Source organism: Phyllobacterium sp. NPDC097923 (assembly GCF_044760925.1).
Taxonomy (GTDB): Bacteria; Pseudomonadota; Alphaproteobacteria; order Rhizobiales; family Rhizobiaceae; genus Phyllobacterium; species Phyllobacterium calauticae.
The window spans coordinates 769,576-784,841 of the sequence record NZ_JBIWBL010000001.1 but is presented as its reverse complement, the minus strand read 5'-3'; the positions used below and the strand labels follow the sequence as shown (position 1 = coordinate 784,841).

Genomic DNA, 15,266 nt, shown 5'->3' with positions numbered 1-15,266 from the left:
ATGGAATTGGGCGGCAATCAACGGGAAGTCAAGTCCGAAGGTTGAGTTTCTGCTTTGTCGCCCTGCCTGCGCCGCACCATGGAGATGATCACGATGGTGAGCAGCGTCGCCGCCAGACCATACCACGTGACCGCATATTGCAGATGGCTGTTGGGAAGATCGATGATGGTGACACCGCCGATGGGAAAGCCGCCGGGATTGGGCGTTTTGTCGGCATCGATGAAGAACGGTACCAGCTGTTCGGGATTGATGCTGGATTGCGCGGCCATAACAGGCAGGTCTTTCCAGAAATAGATGTTCTTGACGAGATCATTATCGGGAAGAATGGAGGACGGTTTTCCAGCCAACGGATTGCGCGCAAGCCCGGTGACGGTCACCGGTCCCGCCACTTCGCCCTGTTGGCGTGTCGACGCGTTCTTCTGGTCGTAGGGCACGAAGCCGCGGTTGACAAAAACCGCCCGGCCATCGTCGAGTTGCAGCGGGGTATAGATGAAGTAACCGGAATAGCCCTCATAGGTGGCGAAGAAATGCCGCTCGCGGTCATTGAGCAGACGCCCGGTGACTGTCACGGGACGGTATTCGACATCATGGTCCTGCGCCCAGATCTTTTCGATCTCCGCCAGCGGCTGCGGTGCGGAATGGGTGCGTGCGGCGATGGTTGCGAGCAGCGCTTCCTTCCATTGCAGGCGTTCCACCTGCCAGGTACCGAGCCCGATCAGAATGACAAAGAGGATAGCGCTGAGGCTCAGCGTGATCCATGGAAACCGGGTGGGCCTTACTGGCATTGCAATATCACTCATGGGCCGTGGGAATATCAAGACGCCCTTCCGCAGCCTTGTGTTTGTATTGAAGGGCAATCAGGACACCCTTCATCCAGCGCAGAGCGGTCAGGCAAAGCACAAGCGCCAGCGGAATCCACAGGATGAAATGCACCCAAAGCGGCGGATCGAGCGTGACTTCCATCCACAGCGCCAGACCGACGACGATGAACCCGATCAGCAGCATCACCAGCACGGCCGGACCATCGCCCGAATCGATAAAGGAATAATCGAGCCCGCAGCTGGAGCATTGCCGGGCCGGTGTCAGAAAACCATCGAACAGCTTGCCCTGCCCGCAGCGGGGGCAACGCGCCTTGACGCCCGCAGTGAACGGGTCAACTGGCGGATAAAGGGCTCTGTCTTCACTCATGGGTTGGTCTCGATCGGTGTTCCATCCTGGACCAGCGCCCAGATTTCATCCATTGCGCGATTAGTGACGCCATTGCACCCCTGTGTCCAGTCGATAAGTTGAAGCACCCGCCCCTCATGGAGATTGTGCCCAAACAACAAGGGCGGCCATGTTTCCATGACCGCCCTCTTTATTTCTGTTAGCAGCGGCTTGCTTATTCGACGGCCAGCGTCGCGCCCCATGAGGCCCAGACGTAGATCGAGAAGAACAGGAACAGCCAGACCACGTCAACGAAGTGCCAGTACCAGGCGGCAGCCTCGAAGCCGAAATGCTTCTGCGGGGTGAAATCGCCGCGCATGGCGCGCAGCAGGCAGACCAGCAGGAAGATCGTTCCGATGATCACGTGGAAGCCATGGAAACCAGTGGCCATGAAGAACGTCGCGCCGTAGATCGAATCCTTGAACGCGAACGGTGCGTGCATGTACTCGTAGCCCTGCACGAACGAGAAGAGCATGCCGAGCAGGACAGTCAGCGTCAGGCCGGTGATCAGGCCCTTGCGGTCCTTGTGGATCAGCGCATGGTGGGCCCAGGTGACCGTCGTACCGGACAGCAGCAGAATGATGGTGTTGTACAGCGGCAGATGCAGCGGATCGAGAACTTCGATGCCCTTGGGAGGCCAGTGACCGCCGGTGAATGCCGCGCGGGCAACCTGCTCTGCCTCGCCCGGGAACAGGCTGGCATCGAAGAAGGCCCAGAACCAGGCAACGAAGAACATCACTTCCGACGCGATGAACATGATCATGCCATAGCGCAGGTGCAGGGAAACGACGCGGGTGTGGTGCCCTTCCTTGCTCTCCCGGATGGTATCCGACCACCAGCCGAACATGGTGTAGAGAACGATGGCCAGGCCGATGAAGAACAACCATGGCTGTGCCAGGTTATGCCCAAAGAGCGGCAATTCCCCGCCGCTGTGGTAGCGCATGTAAGCGATGCCGCCGATAGCCATGACAAAAGCACCCACAGAGCCTAGGAACGGCCATGGGCTTGGGTCGATAATGTGGTAGTCGTGGTTCTTTGTGTGCGCTTCGGCCATTTTAACCCCCGCAAGTTCTATTCATCTGTTTAGCCACTGACAAAATGTCAGCGCAAGTTCAAAGCTGTCCCGATGGCTTGTCTTTCTTCACGTCCGCACTGGCGGCAACCGGTGCCGGCATCGCGATCGGAAAGAATGTGTAGGACAGGGTAATCGTGTTGACGCCCTTCAGTTCTTCCGAATTGACGATATCCGGATCGACGAAGAAAACGACGGGCATCTGCATGTCTTCGCCCGGCTTCAGGACGGTGTCGGTGAAGCAGAAGCACTCGACCTTGTTGAAGTAGGCACCGGCGGCCTGCGGCGTGACATTGAAGGCTGCGCGGCCGGCAGACGGCTTGTCCAGCTTGTTGATCGCTTCGTAGTGAATGAGCTTGGTCTCGCCAATGTTCATCGTCACTTCGCGCTGCACCGGCTTGAACTGCCACGCCAACCCATCAGAGGTATTGGCGTCGAAGCGAACCGTGATCTTCTTGTCGAGGATCGTATCGGACATCTGCTCGACCCGCTGGGTCGTGCCGCCATAACCGGTGACCTGACAGAACATGGCGTAGAGCGGCACGGCCGCAAAAGCCATGCCCACCATGCCGAAGAAGAAAGCAAGGCAGGAAATCGCGATTGTCCGGTCGGAAACCCGGCGCTTTGGCGCAGGGGTGCTATCCGCCGCTGGTGTCTGGTTATCTTCCACAGGAGCGCTCATCACATCTGCCGTTCGAGAATCCTGGCACCGAGCTTGGCCCATGTGCCGACATAAACGAGGATCACAAACGCGGCCAAGGCCAGGGCAAGCGCGATGGAGCGGCTGCGCTGCGCCCTTTTCTGTTTGGGTGTCAGTGTAACGCGATCATCACTCATGTCATGCACCTGCCAGGAAAAGTGCTTTGCGCACAAGGATTTCGCCGAGAAGTACGGCATAGAGACTGAAAAGATAGAAGATCGAGAAAGCGAACATCTTCTTCGCCGGCTTGATCATCGGCGCGCCAACCGGCGCACGCCAGACGGTCCAGGCGTAGAAAAGGAACATTGCTCCGGCGCCGATGGAAAACACGCCATAGACAATGCCGGCAAAGCCCATGACCCAGGGCAGCACGGCAACCGGCGCCACCAGCAGCGTATAGAGGAAAATCTGGAACTTCGTCGACGCTTCGCCCATGACATTGGGCATCATCGGGATTTTGGCTTTCTCGTAATCATCCGACATGAACAGCGACAGCGCCCAGAAATGCGGCGGCGTCCACAGGAAGATGATCAGGAAAAGCACGATGCTTTCGATGCCGACCGAATTGGTCACGGCAGCCCAGCCGATCATGGGTGGAAATGCACCCGCAGCTCCGCCGATGACGATGTTCTGCGGCGTCGAGCGCTTCAGCCACATCGTATAGACCACCGCATAGAAGAAGATGGTGAAGGCCAGCAGGAACGCCGAGAGAAGATTGACGAAAAGGCCGAGCGTGACCACCGAGAACGCGGACAGCAGCAGACCGAAGGTCAGCACCTCTTCGCGCGTGATCCGGCCGGCCGGAATGGGACGATTGGCGGTGCGCTTCATCACGGCATCGATATCGGAATCGTACCACATGTTCAGCGCGCCAGAAGCTCCGGCACCGACGGCGATGCAGAGAATGGCGATAACACCGAGAATGGGATTGATATGACCGGGCGCGGCCATCATGCCGACAATGGCGGTGAAGACAACCAGCGACATCACGCGCGGCTTGAGCAAGGCAATATAGTCCGACGCATTGGCTTCAGACAGGCCAATCGCGGTATCTACGGTTGCGTTTTTCTCAATCAGGGCCATTCGATCAGTCTTGTTGTTTCAGTCGTTTCAACTTGAAGATGCCCGGGCCGCTGGGGTTCAGCGGCCCGGTTGTATTGTCACTTGATGCGTGGAAGCTGTTCCCACTGATGGAACGGGGGCGGCGAAGACAGCTGCCATTCCAGTGTGGTCGCACCTGGACCCCAGGGGTTGGCGCCGGCTTCACGCTTCTTGGCAAAAGCCTCGAAGACACCGAAGAGGAAGATCAGCACGGCAACACCGGAGATGTAGGAACCGATGGACGATACTTCATTCCAGCCGGCGAATGCATCGGGATAGTCGATGTAGCGGCGCGGCATGCCGGCAAGTCCGAGGAAATGCTGCGGGAAGAACACCAGGTTAACACCGACGAACATCACCCAGAAGTGCGTGTGCGCAATGGTGTGGTTGTACATGTAGCCGGTCATCTTCGGGAACCAGTAGTACCAGCCCGCGAAAATTCCGAATACAGCACCCAGCGACAGCACGTAATGGAAATGCGCGATCACGTAGTAGGTGTCATGCATCGCACGGTCGAGACCGGCATTGGCCAGCTGCACGCCCGTTACACCACCAACGGTGAACAGGAAGATGAAGCCGATTGCCCAGACCATCGGCGGCTTGAACTCGATGGAACCGCCCCACATGGTCGCGATCCACGAGAAGATCTTCACGCCCGTCGGCACGGCGATGACCATCGTCGCGAAGACGAAGTAACGCTGTGTGTCGAGCGAAAGGCCAACCGTATACATATGGTGCGCCCAGACGATGAAGCCGACCACGCCGATGGCAACCATGGCATAGGCCATGCCGAGATAACCGAAGATCGGCTTGCGCGAGAATGTCGAGACGATGTGGCTGATGATGCCGAAGGCCGGCAGGATCATGATGTACACTTCGGGATGACCGAAGAACCAGAAGAGATGCTGGAACAGCAGCGGATCACCGCCACCTTCCGGTGAGAAGAACGTCGTGCCGAAGTTGCGGTCGGTCAAAAGCATGGTGATGCCGCCTGCCAGAACCGGCAGAGCCAGCAGCAGCAGGAACGCGGTGATCAGCACGGACCAGGCAAACAGCGGCATCTTGTGCAGCGTCATGCCGGGGGCACGCATGTTGAAGATCGTGGTGATGAAGTTGATCGCACCCAGGATCGACGATGCACCGGCAATATGCAGCGACAGGATGGCAAAATCCATCGCCGGGCCGGGCTGGCCGGTTGTCGAATACGGCGGATAGATTGTCCAGCCGCCACCCGTGCCGTAGCCGCCGGCAGGACCCGGAACGAACATGGACAGGAGGAGCAGAAGCAGTGCGGGCGGAAGCAGCCAGAACGAGATGTTGTTCATGCGCGGGAAGGCCATGTCAGGTGCGCCGATCATGATCGGAACCATCCAGTTGGCGAAACCGCCGATCAGCGCAGGCATGACCATGAAGAAGATCATGACCAGACCATGTGCCGTCGAGAACACATTGTACATCTGCTTGCCACCATCGATGGCGGCATCACCCTGGAAGCCGTAGACCATCGATGCAAGACCGCTGAAAATCTGGATGCCGGGCTGCTGAAGCTCGGCACGCATGGCGATCGAAAGACAACCGCCAATGATGCCGGCAACGATCGCGAAGATCAGATAGAGCGTGCCGATATCCTTGTGGTTGGTCGAATAAACCCAGCGCGTCCAGCCTGTCGGCTTATGAGCGCCATGGTCCTCGTGAGCTGCAGAACCTGCCATCAAAGTGCTCCCGTTCCTCAATAATTCGCGTCAACCAGCTCAGTTGCCGGCTACGTTTATGTTCTTGTCTGCGTCGATTTTAGCGGTGAGTGTCTTGTATGCGCCTGGAAGATCCTTCCCGGCAGCAGCAAACCACGCATCATACTGGCTTTGCGAAACCACGTGGATCGCAATCGGCATGAACGCATGATCCTTGCCGCAAATCTGCGAGCACTGACCATAATACATGCCTTCCTTGTCTGCCTTGAACCATGTTTCATTGCTGCGGCCGGTGACAGCATCCATCTTGACGCCGAAGGCCGGCATCGAGAAGGAGTGGATCACGTCGGCACCCGTCACCAGAAGACGAACGGTTGTGTTCACAGGAACAACCATTTCATTGTCCACGGCAAGCAGACGGGGATAGGCCTTGCGGTCTTCCTTGCCTGCGGCGGCGCGATCAGCATCTTTGAGCATGACGGAGTCGAAGGAGACCGGTGCATCACCCACCTGGTATTCATAACCCCAATACCACTGGTAACCCGTCGCCTTGATCGTCATCTTGGCTTCTTCGGGCGAATACTGCGCGGTCAGAAGCTGGAAGGAAGGAATTGCCAGGAACAGAAGAATAACAACCGGACCAACGGTCCAGACCACTTCCACCGCCGTGTTGTGGCTCGTCTTGGACGGAACCGGATTGGCACTGGCGCGGTAGCGAATCATGACCCAGCCCAGAAGGACCATCACGAACAGTGTAATCGGGACGATGAACCACAATGTATAGTGCTCGAACCAGATGATCTGCTCCATAATGGCAGACCCTGCCGGCTGGAACGTCATCTGCCAAGGCTCAGGCTGTGCAGCATATGCAGTACCGGCACTTAACAGGCCCCCCAGGACACCCATCAGCGTGACAATGTTCTTCTTCACCTAGAAATCTCCCGAATGAAGCTTCAATTCCATACGTTAAGACCGGGCTTCAAAAGTGGCCCGGCGATATGCCGCGTTCAAATCACACATTAGCCTACATCGCAAGGAAGGCGAACGTGATGCCGTGCGGCATTTTTGCGCGCAGCGCGCCGCCTGTGGATGACAGCATCTTGTAAAGACGTATCTTTTTTCACTTTCCGGACGATTTTGACCAGCGACACGTGTAGGGCTCACAATCCGGCCATTTTTGCATTACACCAGAGATGACAGAGCCGCTGTATGCTGGGGAGTGTTTGAGCGGTATTCTTTTCATCCGGGCCGTGGCGGTTTAACGTCTGGATGATTCGTTTTGGAGCCTACATGTCCTCTTTCGCGCTACGTAGCATCGCCCTCGGTCTGCTTTCCCTGTCCATTGCCGGTTTTTCCGGCGGTGCCATGGCAGCGCAGCAGAGCGGCACGGTCAAATCCACTCACGGCGCATGGTCGATCCTGTGCGACACGCCGGCAGGCGCGAAATCAGAGCAATGCGCCCTGATTCAGAATGTCGTCGCGGCGGATCGCCCGGAAATGGGTCTTTCGGTCGTGGTTCTCAAAACCGCCGACAACAAGGCCAAGATCCTGCGTGTGCTTGCACCGCTCGGCGTGCTCCTGCCCAACGGGCTTGGCCTGAACGTGGATGGCAAAGATATCGGCCGCGCCTATTTCGTCCGCTGCTTCGAAGACGGCTGCTATGCGGAAGTCATCCTGGAAGATCAGCTGGTCCAGACCTTCAAGACCGGCAAGGCCGCAACGTTCATCGTCTTCCAGACGCCGGAAGAAGGCATCGGTATTCCCGTCGAACTCAATGGATTTGGCGAAGGTTTCGACGCCCTCCCCTGATCGCTCCATAAGTTTTCTGTTGTAGCGGGCCGGGCGAGGCCCTACATCCGCTTCATAATCACCTGAACGGATGAATGATCATGAAAAGCCTCATCGACAGTTTTGACGCACCGCGCGAAAAAATCCTCGAAACCGTCAAGCAAAGCCTTGAGGGCGCTGATGACGGCGAGCTTTTCATCGAATACCGGGAATCGGAAGGTCTTGCCTTCGACAATGGCCGTCTGAAGAACGGTACCTTCAATCAGGATCAGGGATTTGGTCTGCGCGCTGTTGCCGGTGAAGCTGTCGGCTATGCGCATGCGGGCGAGCTTTCGCTGGGCGCGCTCAAGCGCGCCGCCGATGCGGCCTCGGCCGTGCGCACCGGCTACGCCGGCGCCTACACCGCTGCCCCTCCCGGAACCAACCGCAGCCTTTACGGCGACGAGAACCCGATTGGCTCGCCCAGCTTCGAAGCCAAAGTCAAACTGCTGCAGGAAATCGACGCCTATCTGCGCGCCAAGGACCCGAAGGTCCGGCAGGTCAGCGTATCGTTGGCAGGATCGTGGCAGCAGGTGGAAATCCTACGTGCCGACGGGCATTTCGTCCGCGACATCCGCCCCATGGTCCGGCTCAACGTGTCCGTTGTCGTCGGCGATGGCGACCGCCAGGAAAGCGGTTCCTATGGAGCGGGCGGGCGCAAGGGTTTTGGCGAGTTCATCACTGCCGAAAAATGGCAGCACGCGGCGGATGAAGCGCTGCGCCAGGCTCTGGTCAATCTCGAGGCCATTCCTGCCCCGGCGGGAACATTCGATATTGTCCTGTCCAACGGCTGGCCCGGCGTGATGCTGCACGAAGCGGTCGGCCATGGGCTCGAGGGCGATTTCAACCGCAAGAAGACATCGGCCTTTGCCGGTCTGCTCGGTCAGAAAGTGGCGTCGAAGGGCGTTACCGTCGTCGATGACGGGACGATTTCCGAGCGTCGCGGCTCGCTGACCGTCGACGACGAAGGCATGCCAACCAACAAGACCGTTCTCATCGATGACGGCATTCTCGTCGGCTATATGCAGGACCGGCAGAACGCACGCCTGATGGGCATGCAGCCCACCGGGAACGGACGGCGCGAATCCTATGCGCACGCGCCGATGCCCCGCATGACCAACACCTATATGCTCGACGGCGACAAGACGCCGGAAGAAATCATCGCCTCGGTCAAGAACGGCATCTATGCGGTTTCGTTCGGCGGCGGCCAGGTGGATATCACGTCAGGCAAGTTCGTGTTCGGCTGCACCGAGGCCTACATGATCGAGAACGGCAGGATCGGCGCGCCGGTCAAGGGCGCAATGCTGATTGGCAATGGCCCCGATGCCATGCAGCGCATTTCCATGATCGGCAACGATCTGCAGCTCGACACGGGCATGGGCAATTGCGGCAAGGGCGGCCAGTGGGTGCCGGTCGGCGTCGGCCAACCGCACCTGCGCATGGATCAGATGACTGTAGGTGGAACGGCGGTCTGAACCGCCGTTCTCCTGCCTATTTCTTCGAGAGCAGCGCCACGGCTTCGACATGCGACGACCAGAGAAACTGGTCGATGGGCACGACGCGGTCGATCTTGTAGCCGCCCTTGACGAGGATGCTCAGATCGCGCCCGAGCGTCACCGGATTGCAGGAGACCGCAGCCACTTTCGGCACATTCGATTTTGCAATCTCGATGGCCTGGGCTTCCGCACCGGCGCGCGGCGGATCGAAGACCAGCCCGGTATAGGGAGCAAGCTCACGCGCCAGAAACGGCCGGCGGAACAGATCGCGGCGCTCGACGCTGACCGGCTTCAAGCCCTGAACATGACGCGCACCACGATCCAGCGCATCAATCGCGACCTGTTCGCTTTCCACGGCATGAACGGCAGACTTTTCCGCCATCCGCAACGCGAACGTGCCGGAGCCGCAGAACAGATCGAGGGTTTTCTTGGCCTTGGCGAGATGCCCTGTCACCAGCGCAGCCATAGCCTCCTCCGCCTCGACGGTTGCCTGCAGGAATCCGCCGGCCGGAAGATAGACCGGAACCTTGCCGAAATGCACCAGCGGCTTTTTCGGCTCGACGATGATTTCACCCTCGAAGCTCAACCGGGCAAAGCCCTTTTTCAGAACAAGGTTCGTCAGGGCATGCCGCTTGGCAGCATCAGGCGCGCCGCATCCCGATGCGGTGATGTCGAGCCCGGAGGCAGTGGCCGTGACAGTCAGCTTGAACGGCTTCATGCCGCCACCCAACACCGCAACCACTTCGCGCAGGTCATCCAGCCGTGAAACGATTTCCGGAACCGTGACAGCACATTCCGTGATGTCGATGAGTTCGTGGCTCTGGTGTCTGTTGAACCCGAGCACGGCGCCATGGTCGCTGGTGCGGACGGCAAAGACTGCCCTGCGGCGGCTCTGCGGCGCGCAGGGCACGAGCGGATCAAGCTTGAACTGCAGTCCGCGCCCGCCGAGCGCGTCCTGCACCAGCGACCGCTTCCAGTCCTGATAGGCGCTGTCCTGCCAATGCTGGAGCGCGCAACCGCCGCACTCCTCAAAATGGCGGCAGGCGGGATCGATCCGCTCTGCCGATGCCTCAAGCAGGGCCATCATCGTTGCACGGCCGTTTTCCAGCGCGACATTGGCGACCTCACCGGGCAGCGAGAACGGCACATAGACACTGCCTGCCGTCGTTGCGGCAATGCCGTCGCCACCGGCGCCCATCCGCTCAATTGTTACGCGCGTGCTCATCAGCTCTTCAATCTTTTCTCTTCAAACCGGCCAGAAGATATTCGCGATTGCCATCGCCGCCTTCTATGGGCGAAGGGCACAGCCCCAGGGCTTTCCAGCCCGGCAATCCATCCAGCCAGTTCCTTAGAGCATTTGCAACGCGTTCGCCATCCATTGGATCACGCAAAATGCCGCCCTTGCCGATCGCCTCGCGGCCGGCCTCGAACTGCGGCTTGACCAGGAGGACGCAGTGACTGCCGGGTTCGGCTAATTCCAACGCGGGCGGCAAAGCGAGTTTCAGAGAGATGAAGCTGACATCCGACACCACCAGCCCGATGCTTTGCCCGCCCAGATGATCGCGGGACAGCACCCGTGCATTCAGGCCTTCGAGATTGGTGACGCGCGGATCGGTGCGCAGGCTGTCATGCAGCTGGTCGTGGCCAACATCGACGGCAATGACGTGCGTTGCGCCGCGCTCCAGCAGGACCTGGGTGAAACCGCCGGTGGATGCGCCGATATCCAGCGCACCGAGGCCATACGCATCGATGGAAAACTGGTCAAGACCGGCAATCAGTTTCAATGCGGCGCGCGAGACGTAACCACTTGCCGGGTCGTCGACACCGATGACGGCCGTGCCGGAAAACGTTGCTCCGGGCTTGGTGACCACCGCATTGTCGACGGTGACCGTGCCGCGCACAATCGCGTCTCTTGCCCGCGAACGGCTGGCAAACAGGCCCTTTTCGACAAGCAGTTGATCCAGCCGCATTGCCGCCTATGCCCTGGCCGGCGCTGCCAGATAGTCGCGGCCGAACGCCCCGAAGACGGTCTGGACGATGCCAGCCCGGTCAAGCCCCGAACGCGCATACATGGCTTCCGGCTTGGCGTGATCGAGATAGAGGTCAGGCAAGGTCAGAGTGCGGACGCGCAAGCCATGGTCAAGCAGGCCATCGCGGCTGAGGAAGTGCAGGACGTGTGAAGCAAAGCCGCCGATTGCCCCCTCTTCCACCGTCACAAGCACCTGATGCTCGCGCGCCAGACGGCGGATCATGTCTTCATCCAGCGGCTTGGCGAAGCGGGCGTCCGCGACCGTGGTGGAAAGCCCTGCGGCATCCAGCTCATCGGCAGCCGCCAGGCATTCCTGCAGGCGCGTGCCGAAGGAGAGCAATGCGACCTTGCTGCCTTCGCGGATGATGCGGCCCCTGCCGATCTGCAGGATCTGCCCACGTTCGGGCAGATCGATGCCCACGCCGTCGCCGCGCGGATAGCGGAATGAAATCGGGCCCTCATCATATTCCGCCGCTGTGCGCACCATGTGGCGCAGCTCGGCCTCGTCCGAGGCTGCCATCACCACGAAACCCGGCAGGGCTGCGAGAAAACCCGTGTCGAACGAGCCCGCATGGGTCGCACCGTCGGCGCCGACCAGCCCCGCGCGATCAATCGGGAAACGCACCGGGAGATTCTGCAGGGAAACGTCATGCACGACCTGGTCGTAGCCGCGCTGCAGGAAGGTGGAATAGATCGCGGCAAACGGCTTGAAACCTTCCGTCGCGAGGCCCGCGGCAAAGGTGACGGCGTGCTGCTCGGCAATGCCGACATCGAACACCCGGTCGGGAAAGACTTCGCCGAAGAGATCGAGCCCGGTGCCACCCGGCATGGCGGCGGTGACGGCGACGATCTTGTCGTCGTGGCGGGCTTCTTCGATCAAGCTCGTGGCAAAAATCTTGGTATAGCTCGGCGCGTTCGCTGGCGGTTTGGCCTGTGCGCCGGTGATGACGTCGAATTTGTTGACGCCATGATACTTGTCGGCGGCGGCTTCCGCGGGAGCATAGCCCTTGCCCTTCTGGGTGACCACGTGAACCAGCACGGGGCCATCCATCGTATCGCGGACATTTTTCAGAACCGGCAGGAGGTGGTCGAGATTGTGCCCGTCAATCGGGCCGACATAGTAAAAGCCGAGTTCCTCGAACATCGTGCCGCCGGTCCAGAAACCGCGCACATATTCTTCCGAGAGCCGGGCCTTTTCCTGCAGGAATTTCGGCAGTTTCTTCGCCAGCTGCTTGGCGGTCTCGCGAATGGAGCGGTAGGTCCGGCCGGAGACCAGCCGCGCCAGATAGGCGCTCATGGCCCCCGTCGGCGGCGCAATCGACATGTCATTGTCATTGAGGATCACGATCAGCCGCGCATCGAGCGCACCGGCATTGTTCATCGCCTCATAGGCCATGCCCGCCGACATGGCGCCGTCGCCGATAACCGAGATCACATTGCGCTTGATGCCGGAAAGATCGCTGGCAACCGCCATGCCGAGACCGGCGGAAATGGACGTCGAAGAATGAGCGGCGCCAAAAGGGTCGTATTGGCTTTCGCTGCGCTTGGTGAAGCCGGAAAGCCCGCCCTCCTGCCGCAGCGTGCGGATACGGTCACGGCGGCCTGTCAGTATCTTGTGCGGATAGGCCTGATGGCCGACATCCCAGATGATCCGGTCATGCGGCGTATCGAAAACGTGATGCAGCGCAACCGTCAGCTCGACAACGCCAAGACCGGCTCCCAGATGACCGCCGGTGGTCGAAACGGCATCCACCAACTCCGCCCGCAGCTCCTGTGCCAGTTGCGGCAGGTCGGTCTCCGGCAAGGCGCGCAAATCCGCGGGGATTATGACGCGGTCGAGCAGCGGTGTTTCCAGTTTTTTCGCCAAAGCACAGGTTCCAGTTCCAAGGTCAATTCTTGCCAGAAGGCTGGCGCTTCCTAGATGAATTCCGCCGAAGCAGCAAGCAGTCCAGCCTTCCCGCTGCGCATGTCAATTTTCAGGCAGAGGGATGAATTCTTCCTCGTCGCCCGGCACCATATCGAAACGGCCCGAGCGCCATTCCTCTTTCGCCTGTTCGATCCGCTCTTTCGATGAAGAGACGAAATTCCACCAGACATAGCGCTTGGATGGCATGGTCGCGCCGCCGAACAGCATGAAATGCGCACCCTGCGGTGCCGATACGACAATTTCGTCTCCGGCGCGGAAGGCCAGCAGGCGGTCGGCAGGAAAACTCTCCCCGGAAATCTCCACGGACCCATCCAGCGTATAGATTGCCCGCTCTTCAGCGGCGTCCGCCGGTATCTGGATATGCCCGCCCGGTTGCAGGCGGATATCGACGTAGAGTGTCTCGGCATGCTGCTTTACCCGCGATCCCGCGCCATGGAATGTTCCCATGACCACACGGGCTTCCATGCCGGCCTCGCGCAGCACCGGCAGTTCGCCCGCCGCCGTATTGGCAAAGGTGGGGTCGATTTCCTCGAGATGATCGGGCAGCGCCAGCCATGTCTGCAGGCCAGATATGGGCAGCGGCTGGGTGCGCAGCTCTTCCGGCGAGCGTTCGGAATGGACAATACCGCGGCCGGCGGTCATCAGATTGACGTCACCCGGCCGGATGACCATTTCGGTGCCGAGACTGTCGCGATGACGGATATTGCCGTCAAACAGATAGGTGACCGTGGACAGGCCGATGTGCGGATGCGGCCGGACATCGAGCGCATCGGTGGGACGCAGGATGGCCGGTCCCATGCGGTCAAAGAAAATGAACGGGCCGACAAGCCGCCGCTTGGCGGAGGGCAGCGCACGGCGAACCTGCAGGCCGCCGACATCGCTCGTGCGCGGGATGATCAGCGTTTCAATCGAATCAACGGCCGTAGTGTCGCCGGGTTGCGGATCATTGCCGGGGAAAAAACTCATCAACGCTGCTCCAACTCATCGGAGCCGCATCATAGCGTCTCGCAGCCCGGCTGAACAGCCGCGGTCTATTCCGGGTCGAGCGGCTCGGTGCCGGCGGGCTGGCCGTCGCGGCCCAGCCGGATTTTTTCGACCTTGTCCTCCGCGGCGCGCAACAGCGTATCGCAATGTTTTTTCAGGGCTTCGCCGCGTTCATAGATGCGGATCGACTGCTCAAGCGGCACATCGCCGCGCTCGAGATCATCGACAATCTTTTCCAGTTGATCGAGCGCCTGCTCGAAGCTCATGGCGGCGATATCGGCATTGGGTTGTACATCGGCCATGGTTTCAACCTTTCATCAAACGTTTGATATGTGCGCCGGCAGACAGCGACATGCCTTTGAGGTCGTAGCCGCCTTCCAGCAGGCTGACAAGCCGGTTCGACGCGTACTTCCCAGCTCTTTCCAGCAAAACGCCGGTGGCCCAGTCGAAATCATCCTCGTCCAGATTGATCTCGGCCAGCGGATCGCGATGATGCGCATCGAAACCGGCCGAAATGATGATCAGATCCGGCTGGAAGCTGTCGAGCGACGGCAGGATACGCGTCTTGAACGCCTCGCGGAAATCCTCGCTCCCGGTCTGGGGGGCGAGCGGTGCATTGACGATATTGCCCGCGCCCGTTTCATCCCTGGCGCCGGTGCCGGGATAGAGCGGCATCTGATGGGTCGAGCAGTAAAGCACGGACGGATCGTCCCAGAAAATGTCCTGCGTGCCATTGCCGTGGTGCACATCCCAGTCAACGATGGCGATCCGCTCCGCCCCATGCACCTTCTGGGCGTGGCGGGCGGCGATGGCGGCATTGTTGAACAGGCAAAAACCCATGGCCCGGTTGCGCTCCGCATGGTGCCCCGGCGGGCGCGATGCGACGAATACATTGTCCGCCTGGCCGGTAAAGACATCATCGACCGCCGCATTGGCCGCGCCGATGGCGGCAAGCGCCGCTTCCCAGCTCTTCGGGCTGACGGAGGTATCGGCATCGACCCGGGTGATTCCCGCGTCCGGAATGGCCGCACGGACCCGCTCGAGATAATGATCCGGATGGGCATAGAGGATGGCTGCCGCGTCGCCCGGCGGCGCCAGCACCCGGTCCAGGGCATCGAACGCACTGTCCTCCAGCACCTTGTTCAGCGCCCGCAGCCGGTCCGGCCGCTCTGGATGGCCGACGGGCGTCAAATGCTCGAGATAGATCGGGTGCGTATAAAGACGGGTGACCAT

16 protein-coding genes are annotated in these 15,266 nt (G+C 60.0%); 2 read left to right on the top strand and 14 right to left on the bottom strand.

What is annotated here, in order from left to right; genetic code table 11:
* Positions 1-17 precede the first annotated feature (17 nt).
* The 8 genes from ACIQWS_RS03970 to coxB form a co-directional block, all read right to left on the bottom strand.
* Positions 18-785, bottom strand: a complete 768-nt coding sequence (locus ACIQWS_RS03970; protein ID WP_346306382.1) for an SURF1 family protein — start codon at positions 783-785, stop codon at positions 18-20.
* A 7-nt stretch (positions 786-792) separates the two neighbouring features.
* Positions 793-1,188 carry a DUF983 domain-containing protein gene (locus tag ACIQWS_RS03965; RefSeq protein ID WP_346306383.1) on the bottom strand — a complete coding sequence of 132 codons (396 nt, stop codon included), beginning with the start codon at positions 1,186-1,188 and terminating at the stop codon, positions 793-795.
* Between the two features lie 193 nt (positions 1,189-1,381).
* Complete coding sequence (locus ACIQWS_RS03960; protein WP_223611535.1) at positions 1,382-2,260, bottom strand: cytochrome c oxidase subunit 3; 879 nt, start codon at positions 2,258-2,260, stop codon at positions 1,382-1,384.
* Positions 2,261-2,318: 58 nt separating this feature from the next.
* Positions 2,319-2,960, bottom strand: a complete 642-nt coding sequence (locus tag ACIQWS_RS03955; protein ID WP_403170395.1) for a cytochrome c oxidase assembly protein — start codon at positions 2,958-2,960, stop codon at positions 2,319-2,321.
* Complete coding sequence (locus tag ACIQWS_RS03950) at positions 2,960-3,115, bottom strand: hypothetical protein (RefSeq protein ID WP_165401776.1); 156 nt, start codon at positions 3,113-3,115, stop codon at positions 2,960-2,962. The genes ACIQWS_RS03955 and ACIQWS_RS03950 overlap by 1 nt, the downstream gene beginning before the upstream one ends.
* Position 3,116: 1 nt before the next feature.
* Complete coding sequence (gene cyoE, locus ACIQWS_RS03945) at positions 3,117-4,061, bottom strand: heme o synthase (RefSeq protein WP_223611537.1); 945 nt, start codon at positions 4,059-4,061, stop codon at positions 3,117-3,119.
* Between the two features lie 77 nt (positions 4,062-4,138).
* Positions 4,139-5,791, bottom strand: coding sequence for a cytochrome c oxidase subunit I (gene ctaD, locus ACIQWS_RS03940; protein WP_346306384.1), 1,653 nt, complete (start codon positions 5,789-5,791; stop codon positions 4,139-4,141).
* A gap of 39 nt (positions 5,792-5,830) precedes the next feature.
* Positions 5,831-6,676, bottom strand: a complete 846-nt coding sequence (gene coxB, locus ACIQWS_RS03935; RefSeq protein ID WP_105737343.1) for a cytochrome c oxidase subunit II — start codon at positions 6,674-6,676, stop codon at positions 5,831-5,833.
* A gap of 384 nt (positions 6,677-7,060) precedes the next feature.
* On the opposite strand from coxB, the gene ACIQWS_RS03930 reads away from it, so the two are divergent.
* On the top strand, positions 7,061-7,579 hold the full coding sequence (locus tag ACIQWS_RS03930; RefSeq protein ID WP_223611539.1) for an invasion associated locus B family protein: 519 nt from the start codon (positions 7,061-7,063) through the stop codon (positions 7,577-7,579).
* 80 nt (positions 7,580-7,659) lie between these two features.
* On the top strand, positions 7,660-9,072 hold the full coding sequence (gene tldD / locus ACIQWS_RS03925; RefSeq protein ID WP_403170390.1) for a metalloprotease TldD: 1,413 nt from the start codon (positions 7,660-7,662) through the stop codon (positions 9,070-9,072).
* 16 nt (positions 9,073-9,088) lie between these two features.
* On the opposite strand, the gene ACIQWS_RS03920 is transcribed toward tldD, so the two are convergent.
* The 6 genes from ACIQWS_RS03920 to ACIQWS_RS03895 all read right to left on the bottom strand — a co-directional run bounded on the left by ACIQWS_RS03920 (position 9,089) and on the right by ACIQWS_RS03895 (position 15,266).
* Complete coding sequence (locus tag ACIQWS_RS03920; protein ID WP_403170388.1) at positions 9,089-10,318, bottom strand: class I SAM-dependent RNA methyltransferase; 1,230 nt, start codon at positions 10,316-10,318, stop codon at positions 9,089-9,091.
* Positions 10,319-10,325: 7 nt separating this feature from the next.
* On the bottom strand, positions 10,326-11,063 hold the full coding sequence (locus tag ACIQWS_RS03915) for a TlyA family RNA methyltransferase (protein ID WP_403170385.1): 738 nt from the start codon (positions 11,061-11,063) through the stop codon (positions 10,326-10,328).
* Between the two features lie 6 nt (positions 11,064-11,069).
* Positions 11,070-12,989 carry a 1-deoxy-D-xylulose-5-phosphate synthase gene (gene dxs / locus ACIQWS_RS03910; RefSeq protein ID WP_403170383.1) on the bottom strand — a complete coding sequence of 640 codons (1,920 nt, stop codon included), beginning with the start codon at positions 12,987-12,989 and terminating at the stop codon, positions 11,070-11,072.
* Positions 12,990-13,091: 102 nt separating this feature from the next.
* Positions 13,092-14,015 carry a pirin family protein gene (locus tag ACIQWS_RS03905; protein WP_403170381.1) on the bottom strand — a complete coding sequence of 308 codons (924 nt, stop codon included), beginning with the start codon at positions 14,013-14,015 and terminating at the stop codon, positions 13,092-13,094.
* A 65-nt stretch (positions 14,016-14,080) separates the two neighbouring features.
* Positions 14,081-14,335, bottom strand: a complete 255-nt coding sequence (locus ACIQWS_RS03900; RefSeq protein ID WP_105736989.1) for an exodeoxyribonuclease VII small subunit — start codon at positions 14,333-14,335, stop codon at positions 14,081-14,083.
* Between the two features lie 4 nt (positions 14,336-14,339).
* A complete protein-coding gene (locus tag ACIQWS_RS03895; protein ID WP_403170378.1) occupies positions 14,340-15,266 on the bottom strand; it encodes a histone deacetylase family protein in 927 nt (308 codons plus the stop codon).

Bases quoted from the DNA above. Each gene is read 5' to 3' on its own strand.
- ACIQWS_RS03955 (WP_403170395.1), bottom strand. From the start codon at position 2,960: ATGAGCGCTCCTGTGGAAGATAACCAGACACCAGCGGCGGATAGCACC.
- ACIQWS_RS03965 (WP_346306383.1), bottom strand. From the start codon at position 1,188: ATGAGTGAAGACAGAGCCCTTTATCCGCCAGTTGACCCGTTCACTGCG.
- ctaD (WP_346306384.1), bottom strand. From the start codon at position 5,791: ATGGCAGGTTCTGCAGCTCACGAGGACCATGGCGCTCATAAGCCGACA.
- coxB (WP_105737343.1), bottom strand. From the start codon at position 6,676: ATGGGTGTCCTGGGGGGCCTGTTAAGTGCCGGTACTGCATATGCTGCA.
- ACIQWS_RS03960 (WP_223611535.1), bottom strand. From the start codon at position 2,260: ATGGCCGAAGCGCACACAAAGAACCACGACTACCACATTATCGACCCA.
- tldD (WP_403170390.1), top strand. From the start codon at position 7,660: ATGAAAAGCCTCATCGACAGTTTTGACGCACCGCGCGAAAAAATCCTC.
- cyoE (WP_223611537.1), bottom strand. From the start codon at position 4,061: ATGGCCCTGATTGAGAAAAACGCAACCGTAGATACCGCGATTGGCCTG.
- ACIQWS_RS03950 (WP_165401776.1), bottom strand. From the start codon at position 3,115: ATGAGTGATGATCGCGTTACACTGACACCCAAACAGAAAAGGGCGCAG.
- ACIQWS_RS03905 (WP_403170381.1), bottom strand. From the start codon at position 14,015: ATGAGTTTTTTCCCCGGCAATGATCCGCAACCCGGCGACACTACGGCC.
- ACIQWS_RS03920 (WP_403170388.1), bottom strand. From the start codon at position 10,318: ATGAGCACGCGCGTAACAATTGAGCGGATGGGCGCCGGTGGCGACGGC.
- ACIQWS_RS03970 (WP_346306382.1), bottom strand. From the start codon at position 785: ATGCCAGTAAGGCCCACCCGGTTTCCATGGATCACGCTGAGCCTCAGC.
- ACIQWS_RS03930 (WP_223611539.1), top strand. From the start codon at position 7,061: ATGTCCTCTTTCGCGCTACGTAGCATCGCCCTCGGTCTGCTTTCCCTG.
- ACIQWS_RS03915 (WP_403170385.1), bottom strand. From the start codon at position 11,063: ATGCGGCTGGATCAACTGCTTGTCGAAAAGGGCCTGTTTGCCAGCCGT.
- ACIQWS_RS03895 (WP_403170378.1), bottom strand. From the start codon at position 15,266: ATGGTCACCCGTCTTTATACGCACCCGATCTATCTCGAGCATTTGACG.
- ACIQWS_RS03900 (WP_105736989.1), bottom strand. From the start codon at position 14,335: ATGGCCGATGTACAACCCAATGCCGATATCGCCGCCATGAGCTTCGAG.